Below are 16,290 nucleotides of genomic sequence, written 5' to 3'. Positions count from 1 at the left end.
TCGGTCACATTACGCCGACGTTTCCGCAGATCAGGGGCCGGATAGGGAACACTGGCTTGCGCTACCCCCCGCCACCTGGCATATCGTTCGATTCGAAGACGGTGGGACCACGACGTCCCACCGGTCGCCGGGTCCACGCTCGCGCTGCCGAAAAGGCACCCGCACCGTCGCGGATGAGCGGATACTGGCGATGTCGAAGGTATCGGGCACCCGGCCGATACCCGTCTACGGCAGTAGATGGCCATCAGCGCTGCTGGTCGTCGGTGCTATCGCATCAACGAAGGCTAGGTATGACTCATCTCCCCGGGCCTCGAGGGCTCTACCACCCGGCGAACGAGCACGACTCCTGTGGCGTCGCGTTCGTCGTCGACATGCACGGTCGTCGCAGTCGCGACATCGTGGAGAAGGCGATCACCGCCCTGGTGAATCTCGAACACCGCGGTGCAGCGGGAGCGGAACAGAACACCGGCGACGGCGCCGGCATCCTGATCCAGGTCCCCGACGCCTACTTCCGTGAGGTCGTCGACTTCGATCTTCCCGCCGAAGGCGCATACGCGACCGGTATCGCGTTCCTGCCCAAGGACACGGCCAAGGCCGACGCCGCGGCCGCCGAGGTCGATCGCATCGTCGCCGAGGAGGGCCTCGAGGTCCTCGGCTGGCGCGAGGTGCCGATCGACGAGTCCGAGCTGGGTTCCATGGCCAAGGACGCCATGCCCACCTTCCGGCAGATCTTCATCGCCTCCGGCGCCCGCGCGCTCACCGGCCTCGAGCTCGAGCGCCGCGCGTACGTCGTGCGCAAGCGCACCGAGCACGAGCTCGGCCACCACGGTGCGGGCGAGGACGGTCCCGGCAGCGAGACCGTCTACTTCCCGAGCCTGTCGGCGTCGACCTTCGTCTACAAGGGCATGCTCACCACGCCCCAGATGAAGGGCTTCTACCGCGACCTGCAGGACGAGCGCGTCGTCTCGGCTCTCGGCCTCGTGCACTCGCGTTTCTCCACCAACACGTTCCCGTCGTGGCCGCTCGCGCATCCCTTCCGTCGCGTCGCGCACAACGGTGAGATCAACACCGTCACGGGCAACGCCAACTGGATGCGCGCCCGTGAGGCGCTGATCGACACCGAGGTCTTCGGTGGCCGCGACAAGCTCGAGAAGATCTTTCCGGTCTGCACACCGGGCGCGTCCGACACCGCACGTTTCGACGAGGTGCTCGAGCTGCTGCACCTCGGTGGCCGCAGCCTGCCGCACGCCGTGCTCATGATGATCCCCGAGGCGTGGGAGCGCCACGACTCGATGGATCCGGCCCGTCGCGCGTTCTACGAGTACCACGCGGCCCTCATGGAGCCGTGGGACGGACCGGCCTCGGTGTGCTTCACCGACGGCACCGTCATCGGCGCGGTGCTCGACCGCAACGGTCTGCGCCCCTCGCGTGCCTGGGTCACCGACGACGGTCTCGTCGTCATGGCCTCCGAGGTGGGTGTGCTCGACATCCCCACCGAGAAGATCGTCAGCAAGCGCCGCCTGCAGCCGGGCCGCATGTTCCTCGTCGACACGGCCAAGGGCCGCATCGTCGAGGACGAGGAGATCAAGCGCGAACTCGCCGCCGAGCATCCCTACGAGGAATGGGTCGCCGGCGGCGTCACCCGCCTCGAGGATCTGCCCGAGAGCAAGTACACCTACATGTCGCACGAGCGTGTGGTGTTGCGTCAGCAGGTCTTCGGTTACACCCGCGAGGAAGTCGACCTGCTCGTCAAGCCCATGGCGGCCTCCGGGGCGGAAGCGCTCGGCTCGATGGGCACCGACACGCCCATCGCCGTGCTGTCGTCGCGTCCGCGTCAGTTGTTCGACTTCTTCTCGCAGCTGTTCGCGCAGGTGACCAACCCGCCGCTCGACGCGATCCGCGAGGAGATCGTCACCAGCATGGGCGGCATGCTCGGCCCCGAGGGCGACCTGCTGAACCCGACCGAGGCCTCGTGCCGGCAGATCCTCATCGGCGCGCCGGTCATCGACAACGACGACCTGCAGAAGCTCATCCATGTCAACGACGAGAAGCAGTTCCCCGGCTTCTCCAGCGTCATCATCCGCGGTCTGTACCCGGTCGCGGAGGGCGGTGAGGGCCTGCGTCGCGCGCTCGCCTCGATCCGCGAGCAGGTCTCGCAGGCCATCGAGAAGGGCGCACGCCTGATCGTGCTGTCCGACCGTGAGTCGGACGAGAAGCTCGCGCCGATCCCGTCGCTGCTGCTGACCTCCGCGGTGCATCACCACCTCGTCCGCGAGAAGACCCGCACCCAGGTCGGTCTGCTCGTCGAGGCGGGCGACGCCCGCGAGGTCCACCACATCGCCGCCCTGTGCGGTTTCGGTGCGGCCGTGGTCAACCCGTACATGGCGTTCGAGAGCATCGACGAACTGCTGCAGAACGGCGACCTGCCCGGGGGCATCACCCTCGAGAAGGCCATTGCCAACTACATCAAGGCGGCCTCGAAGGGCGTGCTCAAGGTGATGTCCAAGATGGGCATCTCCACGCTCGCCTCCTACACCGGTGCCCAGCTGTTCCAGGTCATCGGCCTGTCGCAGGAACTCGTCGACGAGTACTTCACCGGTCTGCAGTCGCAGCTCGGCGGCGTGGGTCTCGACGAGATCGCCGCGGACGTCGCGGCCCGCCACCGGACGGCCTTCCTCGATCGCCAGTCCGAGCGCGCGCACCGCGAGCTCGAGGTGGGCGGCGAGTACCAGTGGCGCCGCGAGGGCGAGTACCACCTGTTCAACCCGGACACGGTGTTCAAGCTCCAGCACGCGACCCGCACCGGCCAGTACTCGATCTTCAAGGAATACACCAAGCTCGTCGACGACCAGTCGGAGCGGCTCGCGTCGCTGCGAGGTCTGTTCGAGTTCAAGAAGGGCGTGCGTCCGCCGGTGCCGCTCGACGAGGTCGAGCCGGCGAGCGAGATCGTCAAGCGCTTCTCCACCGGCGCGATGAGCTACGGCTCCATCTCGGCCGAAGCGCACGAGACCCTCGCGATCGCGATGAACCGTCTCGGTGGCCGCTCGAATTCCGGTGAGGGCGGGGAGCATCCCAGCCGCTTCGTCCCGGACGAGAACGGTGACTGGCGGCGCTCGGCGATCAAGCAGGTCGCGTCGGGTCGATTCGGTGTGACCGCGCACTACCTGAGCAACTGCACCGACATCCAGATCAAGATGGCGCAGGGTGCGAAGCCCGGTGAGGGTGGTCAGCTCCCGCCGCACAAGGTGTACCCGTGGGTCGCCGAGGTGCGTGGCTCGACGCCGGGTGTGGGCCTGATCTCGCCGCCGCCGCACCACGACATCTACTCGATCGAGGATCTCGCGCAGCTGATCCACGACCTGAAGAACGCCAACCCGCAGGCCCGTATCCACGTGAAGCTGGTCTCCGAGCTCGGTGTAGGCACGGTCGCCGCGGGTGTGTCGAAGGCACACGCCGACGTCGTGCTCATCTCCGGTCACGACGGTGGTACCGGCGCGTCGCCGCTGACCTCCCTCAAGCACGCGGGTGCTCCCTGGGAGATCGGTCTGGCCGAGACCCAGCAGACGCTGATGCTCAACGGTCTGCGCGACCGCATCGTCGTGCAGGTCGACGGCCAGATGAAGACCGGCCGCGACGTGGTCGTCGCCGCGCTCCTCGGTGCCGAGGAGTTCGGTTTCGCGACCGCACCGCTGGTGGTCTCGGGCTGCATCATGATGCGCGTCTGCCATCTCGACACCTGCCCCGTGGGTGTCGCGACGCAGAACCCGGTGCTGCGCAAGCGGTTCACCGGCAAGCCCGAGTTCGTCGAGAACTTCATGCTCTACATCGCCGAAGAGGTGCGCGAGTACCTCGCCGAGCTCGGTTTCCGCAGCCTCGACGAGGCCATCGGCCAGGTGGACGTCCTCGACACCCGCAAGGCCGTCGAGCACTACCGCGCGTCGAAGCTCGATCTGTCGCCGCTGCTCGAGAAGGTCACCTCCCCGATCTTCGGCGAGCAGGACATGTACTGCACCAAGGAGCAGTACCACGCCCTGGACAAGGCGCTCGACAACGAGCTGATCGCAAAGGCGCAGCCGGCTCTGGAGTCGGGTACGGCGATCTCGTTCGACACCCCGATCACCAATGTCAACCGCACCGTCGGCACGATGCTCGGCCACGAGCTCACCAAGAAGTACGGTGCGGAAGGGTTGCCGGACGACACGATCGACATCACCTTCACGGGTTCGGCCGGCAACAGCTTCGGTGCGTTCGTCCCGCGCGGTATCACGATGCGGCTCAACGGCGACGCGAACGACTTCGTCGGCAAGGGCCTGTCGGGTGGCCGCATCGTCGTGCGTCCGCCGCACAACGCCGCCGAGGGCTTCGTGCCCGAGGACAACATCATCGCCGGCAACGTGATCCTGTTCGGTGCCACCGCGGGGGAGGTCCTCATCCGCGGCATCGCGGGCGAGCGCTTCGCGGTCCGTAATTCCGGAGCCACGGCCGTCGTCGAAGGCGTCGGCGACCACGGCTGCGAGTACATGACGGGTGGCAAGGTCGTCATCCTCGGCAAGACCGGCCGCAACTTCGGTGCGGGTATGTCCGGTGGCGTCGCCTTCGTGTACAACCCGGACAAGGACTTCGAGAACAACCTGAACACCGAGCTGGTCGACCTCGAGGATCTCGCGGGTGAGGACTTCGCCTGGCTCAAGGGCGCCGTCGAACGGCATCGTGACGAAACGGGCTCCGAGGTCGCAGCCCGCATCCTGGCCGACTGGTCACAACAGGTCAGCCACTTCGCGAAGGTCATGCCTCGCGATTACAAGAAGGTACTCATGGCTATCAAGGACGCCACCATCCGTGGTGCGAACGTGGACGAGGCGATCATGGAGGCTGCTCGTGGCTGATCCCACCGGTTTCCTCAAGCACGGTTCCCGCGAGACGCCGGTTCGCCGGCCCGTCCCGCTGCGGCTCCTCGACTGGAAGGAAGTCTACGAGCCGTTCCCGCTCGAGACCCTCCGGACCCAGGCGAGCCGCTGCATGGACTGCGGTATCCCCTTCTGCCACAACGGTTGCCCGCTCGGAAATCTCATCCCCGAGTGGAACGACCTTGCCTACAAGGGCAAGTGGGAGGACGGCATCGAGCGTCTCCACGCCACGAACAACTTCCCCGAGTTCACCGGCCGGCTCTGCCCGGCGCCCTGTGAGGCGTCGTGCGTGCTCGGCATCAACCAGGACCCGGTGACCATCAAGCAGGTCGAGGTCGAGCTGATCGAGAAGGCATTCGACGAGGGCCGCGTCAAGCCGGTCCCGCCGTCGAAGCTCACCGGTCGTAAGGTTGCCGTCGTCGGTTCCGGCCCTGCGGGACTGGCTGCGGCACAGCAGCTCACGCGTGCCGGTCACTCGGTGACGGTATTCGAGCGGGCCGACCGTATCGGCGGCCTGCTCCGTTACGGCATCCCCGAGTTCAAGATGGAGAAGCACTTCATCGACCGCCGTCTCGCGCAGATGGAGGCCGAGGGCACCGTCTTCAAGTCGGGCGTGAACGTCGGTGTCGACATCACCGCCGACGAGCTGCGCGAGCAGTTCGACGCCGTGGTGCTCGCCGGCGGAGCGACCGTCGCCCGTGATCTGCCGATCCCCGGCCGCGAACTCGACGGCATCCATCAGGCGATGGAGTTCCTGCCGATCTCCAACCGCGTGCAGCTCGGCGACCTGCCGGCCCCGACCATCACGGCCGAGGGCAAGAAAGTCGTCATCATCGGCGGCGGCGACACCGGTGCCGACTGCCTCGGCACCTCGCACCGTCAGGGTGCGGCGAGCGTCCACCAGTTCGAGATCATGCCGCGGCCGCCGGAACAGCGAGCCGACTCGACCCCGTGGCCGACCTACCCCCTCATGTACCGCGTCTCGTCGGCACACGAGGAGGGCGGCGAACGTGTCTTCTCCGTCAACACCGAAGAATTCCTCGGCAAGGACGGCAAGGTCACCGCACTGAAGGCGCACGAGGTGACGATGGTCGACGGTCGCTTCCAGAAGGTCGAAGGAAGCGACTTCGAGCTCGAGGCCGACCTGGTGCTGCTCGCGATGGGCTTCACGGGTGCCGAGAAGCCGGGCCTGCTCACCGATCTCGGTGTCGACTTCGACCAGCGCGGCAACGTCGCCCGCTCGACGGAGTGGGCCACGAACGTCGACGGTGTCTTCGTCGCCGGCGACATGGGACGCGGGCAGTCGCTCATCGTCTGGGCGATCGCCGAGGGTCGCGCGTGCGCCGCTGCGGTGGACAGCTTCCTCGAAGGCGAGTCGGCGCTGCCGGTGCCGATCACGACCAGCACTGTTCCACAGCGCTGAGCAACACCGGGTACGTGGAGCGCTGAGCTCCGAGAGATCGAGTGCTCCGGCGTCGTAGCGCTTGATGCGGTGAGAAAGCGGGACCGCACACCGAAAGGGTGTGCGGTCCCGCTTCCGCATGCGGTGTGAATGCTTCGGAGGTCAGGCGTCGACGAGCGGGTGCTCGGAAGATTCACCTTCCCGATCGGGTCCGCATCGCCGGCAGATCGGTGAACCGTGCTCGCGCGGCGTCGTACTCGGCCGCCAGCTCGTCGACGACCTCGGAGACCGTCCCCATTCCGTCGATGACCCCGAGGCCCTGGCCTGCCGCCCAGACGTCCTTCCATCGGCCCTGCACGCTCTTCGTGGCGTCGTAGTCGCGGGTCGCCGGTGCCGTGAGAGCGTCCGGATCGAGGCCGTTGGCGATCAGGCTCGGCCGCAACCACGAGGCGGGGGTTCCCGTGATCCCGGCGCTCACCACCAGATCGTCGGGTCCGCGCTCGATGACCATCCGCTTGTACTCCGGCGGAGCCATGCTCTCGGCGGTGGTGAGGAACCGGGTGCCCATGTAGACGAGGTCCGCCCCGGCCGCCACGGCACCGGCCACACCCCATCCGTCGGCGATCCCACCGCCGATCACGACGATCCCGTCGAAGAACATGCGTACCGACGAGACGAACGCGAACGGGGACAGATGGCCGGTGTGTCCGCCCGCCCCGGCCGAGATACAGGCCATACCGTCGACCCCGAACCCGGCGGCCTTGCGGGCGAGACGCACCGAGGCCATGTCCGCCAACACCAGGCCGCCGTAGCCCTTGACCGTGTCCATGACCGGCTCCGGAGAACCGAGAGCCGTGATGACCACGGGTGGACGGTATTCCGCGACCAGCCGGAGGTCGTCGGCGAGACGGGCGTTGGTGCGGTGGGTCACGAGGTTCACCGCCCACGGCGCCGTGGGCGATACCGAGGAGGAGATCCCCTCCGAGATCGTGCCCATCCACTCGTCGAGTTCTGCGGTCGTCCGGCAGTTCGGTGTCGGGAATGCCCCGACGATTCCCGATGCAGCGGCGGCGATCACGAGATCGGGGCTCGAGACCAGGAACATCGGTGCCGCGACGATCGGCAGCCGTAGTCCCGTGAGCGGGGCCGTGCGGTCGGATCGAGAGGTGACGGTCACCGCTCGGTCTCCAGTAGTTCGGTGCGGATGTGGCGGCGCAGCAGCTTTCCGACGGCGTTGCGTGGGAGCGTGTCCACGATCCTCAGCTGTTCGGGCAGCTTGAACGACGCGATGTCGTGACGACGGAGATGCTCGACGAGATCCTCCAGCTTCGGATTCGCGCCCTCGGCCGGAACCACGACGGCACAGCACTTCTCACCGAGCACCTCGTCGGGGACACCCACGACCGCGACCTCCGCGACGGTGGGATGTTCCTGCAGCAGTCCTTCGACCTCCGCGGGCGCGATGTTCATGCCGCCACGGATGATGATCTCCTTGAAGCGGTCGACGAACCGCAGGTACTCGCCGTTCTCGCCGCACAACTCGAACACATCACCGCTGCACAGGAATCCGTCCTCGTCGAACGGTGACGACGCCGCGGTGCCCTCGAGGTATCCGGCAAACACCGTCGGTCCCTTCAGTCGCAGTTCGCCGCGACCGCCGGTCGAGGTGACGATCCCTCCCGTCTCGGGATCGACCAGTTTCACCTCGGTGTGGCGGGCGAGATGCGCGACCCACTCCTTGTTCCGCGCCGCATAATTGGGGAGGTGCTCGGCACGCAGTTCGGGATCGGGAATGTCATCGGGCGCACCGAGCAAGCAGAGACCCTCGTTGGACCCGAAGAAGTTGATCACCTCGATCCCGTGGTCGTTCTGCCACGCCGCGACGACGGACGGCGCCAGGGGAGCACCACCGGCGCCGACGCGCTGGAGCGACGACAGGTCGAAGGCTGTGCGCAGCTTGTCGTTCTGCAGCAACATCGTCAGGATCGCCGGGGCCGTGATGGTGTGGGTGGCCCGGTGCTGCTGGATCTGTGCCAGGTAGACACCGATGTCGAGCGGGTGATGGTGGACGAGATGCCCGCCGCCGATCAGCCAGGGCAGCAGCGCGGCCGCGAAACCGGCCATGTTCACCAGCGGGAAGGGGTTGAGCAGAACCGAGTCCTCGTTCGTCTCCATCGCGTCCTGGACGCCGTAGCCCACGGCGAGCCAGTCGGCATGGCACCTCGGAATCCCTTTGGGGGAGGCTTCGGTACCGCTGGTCCAGCAGATGGTGATCTCGTCGGCGATCGTGTGCTCGAGGCCGGCGGCATGGGCGTCGGCCGCGTCGGCCTGATCCGCCGAGACCGGTACGTCCCCGATCTCGACCGCGCCGTCGGGTACGTGCGGACCGAACGCGAAGACTGTGTGCAGGCTGTCGTATTCACCGACGAGATCGAGGGCGTCGGACGCGAACTCCCGGTCGCCGAGCCGGCCGACGGTGACCACGGCTGCCGCCTTCGTGGCAGCGACGATGCCGGACAGCTCGTGACGACGGTACGAGGCGGGCATCGGTGTCGCCACGGCGCCGAGACGCCACAGCGCGAGGTAGGTCGCGACAAGCGATATGGAATTCGGAACCTGAACGGAAACAACGTCATTCGTTCCCACGCCGTGCGCGTACAGTACGGCTGCGATCTGCCGCACGTAGTCGTCGAGCTCGCGCCAGGTCGATGATCGGGGCGCCGCACCGGTCAGATCCCCGAGATTGGTGGGATCGGTCGTGGCGGGCCGATCGGGTCGGCGCTCCACCCAGGAGGCGAACAGATCCGTCACCGTTTCGGGCCGCCACCAGCTACGTGCCAGATGATCGGCAACCTTGTCGGCGGGGTGACAGGTGCGGCGTGAGCGGGTCAGGGGCAACTGGGACATCGGTCGGCCTTTCTCAGGAGTATCCGATTTCGGGGGGATTGCCGGATCTGCTCAGACGCGGCGCAGGACGAGGCTCGCCCCGAGACCGAGGGCGGCGGGGATGGTGACGAGTGCGTGTTCACCGCCGGTCCGCTCGAGCCGGTCGAGGGCCTGGGCGACGAGGATGCCGCCGGTGGCACCGAGGGGGTGGCCGACCGCCAGAGCCCCGCCGAACGCGTTGACGCAGTCCGGGGCCAGGTTCAGTTCCTCGATCATCATGAGCGGCGTGACAGCGAAGGATTCGTTGGCCTCGACGACGTCGAGATCCCGTGCCGAGATCCCCGCCCGCTCGAGAGCCCGCTTCGAGGCGTCGACGGGAGCGGTGAGAAGCGGCGACCGGACGGCGGTCCGAGCGGTGCCGACGATCTGCGCGCGCGGCTTCCGCGACATCCTGTCGCCGGTTTCGGCGTCACCGATGAGCACGGCGGACGCCCCGTCGGCGAGTTGCGGCGCGGTGGCCACCGTGTGGAGACCCCCCACCGGACGCGGCGCACCCGGCAACCGGCGGGCCACCCGCTCCCAGGACGGATCTTCACCGAAGAGGGCGGGCAACGCCGCGAGTTCCCCGAGTGTCACGTCGGGGCGGACCCCTTCATCGGATTCGAGGGCGATGTCGCCGACCTTCACGGCGATCACAGAGGGGAGGGCGGGTGCCCGAGCGGCGCGTCGGTGTGATGCGACGGCATAGGAATCGAGCATGTCCCGGCCGAAACCGTAACGGGCGGCGGTGAGATCGGCGGACACACCGATGGTGACGAAACCGGTGCGTTCACCGAGGTCCGGATCGGCTGTGATCGGCGGCGAATCCGCGAACATCGGTACCCGCGACATCGATTCGACTCCGCCGGCAACCACCGCGCGGGCGGCACCCACGGCCACCCGCATCGCCCCGGTCTCCACGGCGTCGAGTCCGGAGCAACACATCCGCGAAACCACGCCACCGGGAACGTGATCGGGCCAACCCGCCCACTGCACCGCGGCGCGGGCGATGTTGCCGGACTGCTCACCGGTGACGGTGCTGATGCCGAGAAGCACGTCGTCGACGATCTCGGAAGCCCCGCATCGTTCGTCGAGTGCCTCGAGCAGGTGGGCGACCAGTTCGACGGGGCGGGTCCCGGCGAGGGTGCCGCTGCTCCGGCGCACGCGGGCCCGGGGGAGCCGGACGGCGTCGTAGATGTAGGCGGGTGTGCTGCTGTTCACTGGCATCGACTCCGACGGACGGTGATTGGTGACCTCAGTCACTACAGATAACGAAGTGATACCGGCCGGTGTCGGATGCTGTCAAGGCCGAGGGTCGGTGACCGCCGATCGGGGAGGTGGGGTGATCGGATCGATTCGCGCCGACGTCCGATCGACCGGACCGTCGCAACCCCGGCACTGGAGTTCCGGAATCAGAAGGTTTCCGCACGTCGGATGGCGGACCCGGAGGGGGCTGGGGGCCTGGGGAAACGCCAGCACGGACCATCGGATCAGGAAGACGAACACCCCGAACAGAGCACGGCCGCGATGGGTCAGGCGGTACTCGCGACCGGAGTCGTCGGGCCGTTCCAGGATCTGTGCGTCGCACAGCCGGCCGAGCCGGTCCGTGAGGGTTGTGGGGGAGATGTCGAGTGCCGACCGGAACCGCGCGAAGCGGCGGGTTCCGGCCAGGGCAAGCCCCGTGATCGCCCCGCTCCAGCGGTCACCGAGGGCCTCCATGACGGCGTTGAACTGGATGTCCTCGTCGGCTGCACCGCGTGCCGGCCCCCGCTTCGACCGGCGTCGCGCACCCGAGGTCACCGTCCAGACCGCTTCGGCGTCCATGTCGATGTCGGTCTCGTGCGCGGTCACCGGGGCGAGGCACGTCCCGCACCGCACGAGCGCTGGTCCGCGGTGGCCGCACGGAGTGTGGACGAGATCGGGCTGCCAGGCACCCTCCGGGGTCCACTCCCGCTGCCATCCCCAGACACACACCAGGATCGGCCAGGTGGCGTGGCCCAGCTCGGTGAGCAGGTAGTCGTGCCGGTCGGAGCCCGCGGACTGGGGTGATCGCACCAGGACGCCCGCTTCCGTGAGTGCGTTCAGCCGGTCGGCCAGCACCGAGGACGGGGCACCGGTCAGTTCGAGCCAGCGGGTGAAGCGGGTCGTGCCGCTCACGAAGGCGTGCCCGAGCAGTGCCAGCGTCAGCCGGTCGCCGAGGAGATCGAGTGTCGCCGCGAGCGGATTGACGGCCGACCTCGTGTCGGTGTCCTTCGGCGCTGCGTCGTTGCGGTACACGTCCGGGCCTCCTCGCGACTCTTGCGAGCCGCACACCTAAATGCTTCAATAACTGTACTAAATGGTGCGGCGGGACAGTGCCCCGCAGAAACCCACTCTCCAACATCGAACCTCGCCACGTCGACCGGATACGGAAAGCGAGACGACATGACATCGACCCAGGTGTGGATCGCCGGTGGTCACCAGACCGACTTCGCGCGGAACGTCACCCGAGAGGGCCTCGACATCGGTGACCTCACTGCCGAGGTCGCACGAGGAACCCTCGCGGACGCCGGTATCGAACCGGACGAGGTAGACGTCGTCCACGTCGGCAACGCCTTCGGGCAGCTCTACACCGGGCAGGGACATCTCGGTGCGATGCCGGCCTCGGTGATCCCCGAGCTGTGGCACGTCCCCGCGAGCCGCCACGAGGGCGCCTGTGCGTCCGGTTCGCTGGCGATCCTCGCCGCGATGGCCGACCTCGAATCCGGGCGGTACGACTGCGCACTCGTCCTCGGCGTGGAGATCGAGAAATCCGTACCCGGTGACATCGGATCGAACTACATGAGCCCCGCCTCCTGGGTCGGGCACGAGGGGCAGGACGCGAAGTTCATCTGGCCCTACATGTTCGCCCGTATCGCCGACGAGTACTCGGCCCGCTACGGGCTCGACCCGGCGCATCTGTGGGCGATCTCCGAGCTGAACATCCGCAACGCGCGGCGTAATCCCCACGCCCAGACCCGCATCCGCGACTACGCGCCGGAATGCTTCACCGCCGACGACACCGCGAACCCGATCGTCGAGGGCAGCCTGCGCAAGATCGACTGTGGCCCGCTCACCGACGGTGCTGCGGGACTCGTGCTCGTCAGCGCCCGCTACGTCGCCCGTCACCCCGACTTCGACTCGCGGGCCCGCTCGCGGATTCTCGGCTGGGGGCACCGCACCGTCGGGCTCGGCCTCGACGACAAGCTCGCCCGCACCTCGGCCGACGGCCTGATGTTCCCGCACCTGCGAGCCACCATCGACGATGCGTTCGACCGGGCCCGCATCGATCGTGTCGACGATCTCGACCTCATCGAGACGCACGACTGCTTCAGCATCAGCGAGTATTTCGCGATCGACCACTTCGGTCTCACCGCGCCGGGCGAAAGCCGGCGTGCCGTCGAATCCGGCGACCTCGAGATCGGCGGCCGGATGCCGGTCAACCCCAGCGGCGGTCTCCTCGGCGGCGGGCATCCCGTGGGCGCGACCGGCGTGCGCATGGCTCTCGACTGCCACCGACAGGTCACCGGTACCGCCGGTGGCTACCAGGTCGACGGCGCCCGGCGCGCGGCCACCCTCAACTTCGGTGGCAGTACGACCACCACCGTGTCCCTCATCATCGGCTGATTCCCCAAGGAGTAGCGATGGACCTCGAGATCCTCGGCCGGGCACTGTCCACGCTCCCGGCCGACGACGACCACCCCTATCGGACCGGACCGTGGCGACCTCAGGTCACGGAACACCGTGCCGACGACCTGGATGTGATCGGGGAGCTTCCCGACGACCTGGACGGCGTGTACATCCGCAACACCGAGAACCCGGTGCACCCGGCCCAGCAGGGCTTCTACCACCCCTTCGACGGGGACGGCATGGTTCACCTCGTCGGATTCCGTGACGGAGAGGCGTTCTACCGCAACAGGTTCGTCAGGACCGACGGTTTTCTCGCCGAACAGGAGGCCGGCCGTGCCCTGTGGGCCGGTATCGCGGAGAACCCGGCGAAGTCGGAGCGTCAGGACGGCTGGGGTGCCCGGGGCAGGATGAAGGACGGTTCGAGCACCGACGTCGTCTTCCACAACGGTGTCGCGCTGACGAGCTTCTGGCAGTGCGGCGATCTCTACCGGATCGACCCGATCTCCCTCGAGACTCTCGGCAAGGCCGACTGGAACGGTGCCTTCCCATTCGGCCTCGGTGTCTCCGCGCACCCGAAGTCGGATCCGCACACGGGGGAGATGCTGTTCTTCAACTACGGCACCGACGCCCCGTACATGCACTACGGCGTCGTCGACTCGTCCGACAAGCTCGTCCACTACACGGACATCGACCTGCCCGGTCCGCGCCTGCCGCACGACATCGCGTTCACCGAGAACTACGCGATCCTCAACGACTGCCCCCTGTTCTGGCTCCCCGAGGCCCTCGAGGTCGGAAAGTACGTCACCCGTTTCCACCCCGACATGCCGATGCGGCTCGGCGTCCTCCCGCGGCGAGGGGACGGCAGCGGGATCGTGTGGTTCGATGCGGACCCGACCTACGTCCTGCACTGGACCAACGCCTACGAGGAGGGCGACGAGGTCGTGCTCGAGGGCTTCCACCAGGAGACTCCGGAGCCGCCGGATCCCGGTACCGGCTCGCTCTACGACCGCATGTTCCGCTTCCTGGCCCTCGACCACATGGGGACCCATCTGCACCGCTGGCGCCTGAACATGCGTACGGGCACGGTGACCGAGGAACGGCTCTCGGACCGGATCACCGAGTTCGGCATGATCAATCCCCTCCACTCGGGCCGGCGGAACCGCTACGTCTACGCCCCCACCGGGGTGCCGGGCAAGTTCCTGTTCGACGGTCTCGTCAAGCACGACACCGAGACCGGAGCCGAGGAGTACTACCCGCTGGGCGACGGCGTGTTCGGCAGCGAGACGGTGATGGCACCCCGCAGCGGATCGACGGGTGAGGACGACGGCTATCTCGTGACCATGACCGTCGACATGAACCGCGACCTGTCCGAATGCCTCGTCTTCGACGCACAGCGACTCGCCGACGGACCGTTGGCGCGTATCCGGCTGCCCGAGCGGATCAGCTCCGGTACCCACTCGACGTGGGCGGCGGGCGCGGAGATTCCGGGATGGCGCACCACCGACCGCCCGGAGGACGCTCTGCGCTTGTGACATTTCCGTGTCGCCGGGCGTCGCACCCGTTATGGTTCTGCGCATGACGGCTACGAGACGTGCACTGGCGACGGTCGTGATGGGTGTGGGTGCCGCCGTTGCTGCCGTCGCGGCGGCTCCTGCTGCGGCCGCCGACCCTGCGGACGCATGCATCCGGAACGGCGGCGGTCTGGTCTCCGTCGACGGAGCCGACCCCGTCCCACCGGTGTTCGGCTTCGACGGCCCCCGGCTCCTCGGGTTGCAGGGCGGCGCCGGCAACGCGTGCATCACCAATGTCGGCCCCGGCACGGTGACCGTCACGCATCCCGAGGGACGTGTCCCGGGCCGCACGGAGGTCTCCACCGCGATCGTCGAGATGCGGGTCGACGGCGGTCTCGGCAACGTCGCGGTCACCAACGTCGGTACCGGTGCGGTCACGGTGCGCCGGACGGAGGTCACGCCCGAGCCCTCCGAGGCCGCCGCACCGGCGCCGGTCCCCGGTGTGCCCGAGATGATCCTCGACGCGGGAACCGACGGCGTGTTCGTCACCAACGTCGGGACGGGAGGCGTCACGGTCGTCGATCGTGCGGTCGCGCCCCCGGAGCTTCCGGCACCCCCGCCGCCTCCGCCGGGTGCGGTGATCACCGATCCGTTCAGCGGAAACATCTATGTGACAAACCTCTTCGGGCCCGACATCGTCGTTGCGGAACCCGTGCCGACCGCCGGTGGGAGCGTGGTCGAGCGTCCCGTGCCGGGAACCGCGATCGACTACGGGACGGGCAACGTCTTCGTGACGAACATCGGCGGGGGACAGGTGACGGTCGTCCGCGGCTGACACCGCTCGAATCGTCGTCACAACGTTCCGGACTCGGATACATCACACGCAGTTCACGAGTATGTCATCCTTCTACTCGATACTGCCGGGGAGGGTTCGGCACCAGGACAGTAGCGGGGCGGGGACATGGCTATGAGAAGAGCGTGGGCGGCAACGGTGGCCGCAGTGGCGGCGTGCGCAGCAGTGTTCGTGGCAATGCCTGCGGCGCAAGCGAATCCGTCGGGCTGTCCGACGTTGAACGTGATCGCGGTACCGGGAACCTGGGAGACCTCGAATACTCCCGACCCCGCTCGCGGAAACGGCATGCTCGCCCAGGTCACGTCCGGGCTGCCCGCCGGATCCCGCGTCGACTACGTCGTATATCCGGCCACGGCCTTCCCGTGGGAAGGCGACATGTACGCGGCCTCCCGCAACCGCGCCGTCGACAATGCCCGCGGAATCATCGCGGCGACGGCCGAGCGGTGCCCGCTCACGAACTTCGCCCTCGTCGGGTACAGCCAGGGTGCCGACGCCGCAGGCGATCTCGCCGCCGAGATCGGCACCGGCCTGGGAGTGGTCGGTCCGCACCGGCTCGTCGCGGTGGGCCTGCTGTCCGACCCGCGTCGCTCCGAACTCGACCCGTTCGTCGGCCCGCCCGCCGCCGGCGCCGGTGCGGGAGGCGCCCGCGCAGGAGGTTTCGGATTCGTCACGCCCAACGTGCGCACCATCTGTGCGGTGGGCGACCTCTACTGCTCGACTCCGCCGGAGGACTTCGTCACGCGTATGGCCGGCTTCCTCGCCATGTCGGCGGGAAGCCCGTTCGAGCAGCTCGAGAATTACCGCGACGAGGCGAGCACCCTCTACGACGACATCATGACCGCCGGCGGTATCCCGATGCTGCAGCTGCAGCTCACACCCGAGGCGAACGAGTTGCGCGAGACGAAGATCCGCACCTTCTACGAATCGCAGATCCACCAGGACTATTCCAACTACGTGGTCGACGATCGCGGAACCACCGCCACGCGGTGGCTGCGCGACTGGATCGCTTCGAAGGCCTGACCATCGGCCGCCCGGTCGACATCG

At 67.8% G+C, this 16,290-nt stretch carries 10 protein-coding genes; 6 read left to right on the top strand and 4 right to left on the bottom strand.

The features are described 5' to 3' along the window. Window positions 1-290: 290 nt before the first annotated feature. Window positions 291-4,886 (top strand): glutamate synthase large subunit, encoded by a 4,596-nt coding sequence (gene gltB / locus EQ874_RS00770; RefSeq protein ID WP_129974987.1) that lies wholly within the window; start codon window positions 291-293, stop codon window positions 4,884-4,886. Beyond that, window positions 4,879-6,330, top strand: a complete 1,452-nt coding sequence (locus EQ874_RS00765; protein WP_129974985.1) for a glutamate synthase subunit beta — start codon at window positions 4,879-4,881, stop codon at window positions 6,328-6,330. Before gltB ends, EQ874_RS00765 begins: the two co-directional genes overlap by 8 nt. A 172-nt stretch (window positions 6,331-6,502) precedes the next feature. Here the strand turns inward: EQ874_RS00765 and EQ874_RS00760 are convergent, their stop codons facing one another. The 4 genes from EQ874_RS00760 to EQ874_RS00745 all read right to left on the bottom strand — a co-directional run bounded on the left by EQ874_RS00760 (window position 6,503) and on the right by EQ874_RS00745 (window position 11,511). Continuing rightward, window positions 6,503-7,486, bottom strand: a complete 984-nt coding sequence (locus tag EQ874_RS00760) for a nitronate monooxygenase (RefSeq protein WP_242496588.1) — start codon at window positions 7,484-7,486, stop codon at window positions 6,503-6,505. Continuing rightward, window positions 7,483-9,216, bottom strand: coding sequence for a class I adenylate-forming enzyme family protein (locus tag EQ874_RS00755; protein ID WP_129974983.1), 1,734 nt, complete (start codon window positions 9,214-9,216; stop codon window positions 7,483-7,485). Before EQ874_RS00755 ends, EQ874_RS00760 begins: the two co-directional genes overlap by 4 nt. A 51-nt stretch (window positions 9,217-9,267) precedes the next feature. After that, on the bottom strand, window positions 9,268-10,461 hold the full coding sequence (locus tag EQ874_RS00750) for an acetyl-CoA C-acyltransferase (RefSeq protein ID WP_165369170.1): 1,194 nt from the start codon (window positions 10,459-10,461) through the stop codon (window positions 9,268-9,270). Window positions 10,462-10,536: 75 nt separating this feature from the next. Continuing rightward, on the bottom strand, window positions 10,537-11,511 hold the full coding sequence (locus EQ874_RS00745) for a helix-turn-helix domain-containing protein (protein WP_129974979.1): 975 nt from the start codon (window positions 11,509-11,511) through the stop codon (window positions 10,537-10,539). Between the two features lie 147 nt (window positions 11,512-11,658). On the opposite strand from EQ874_RS00745, the gene EQ874_RS00740 reads away from it, so the two are divergent. The 4 genes from EQ874_RS00740 (at window position 11,659) to EQ874_RS00725 (ending at window position 16,266) form a co-directional block, all read left to right on the top strand. Continuing rightward, complete coding sequence (locus EQ874_RS00740; protein WP_129974977.1) at window positions 11,659-12,879, top strand: acetyl-CoA acetyltransferase; 1,221 nt, start codon at window positions 11,659-11,661, stop codon at window positions 12,877-12,879. A gap of 17 nt (window positions 12,880-12,896) precedes the next feature. Then, window positions 12,897-14,414: a carotenoid oxygenase family protein gene (locus tag EQ874_RS00735; protein WP_129974975.1), complete on the top strand. Its 1,518-nt coding sequence runs from the start codon at window positions 12,897-12,899 to the stop codon at window positions 14,412-14,414. Window positions 14,415-14,457: 43 nt separating this feature from the next. Beyond that, entirely contained in the window at window positions 14,458-15,228 is a 771-nt protein-coding gene (locus EQ874_RS00730) for a hypothetical protein (protein WP_242496587.1), read from the top strand. Window positions 15,229-15,360: 132 nt separating this feature from the next. Beyond that, window positions 15,361-16,266 (top strand): cutinase family protein, encoded by a 906-nt coding sequence (locus EQ874_RS00725; RefSeq protein ID WP_165369201.1) that lies wholly within the window; start codon window positions 15,361-15,363, stop codon window positions 16,264-16,266. The last annotated feature ends 24 nt before the right edge of the window (window positions 16,267-16,290 follow it).

Origin of the sequence: Rhodococcus sp. Q1 (assembly GCF_004153645.1) — a bacterium.
Lineage (GTDB): Bacteria > Actinomycetota > Actinomycetes > Mycobacteriales > Mycobacteriaceae > Rhodococcus > Rhodococcus gordoniae.
This window is presented reverse-complemented; position numbering and strand designations above follow the sequence as displayed.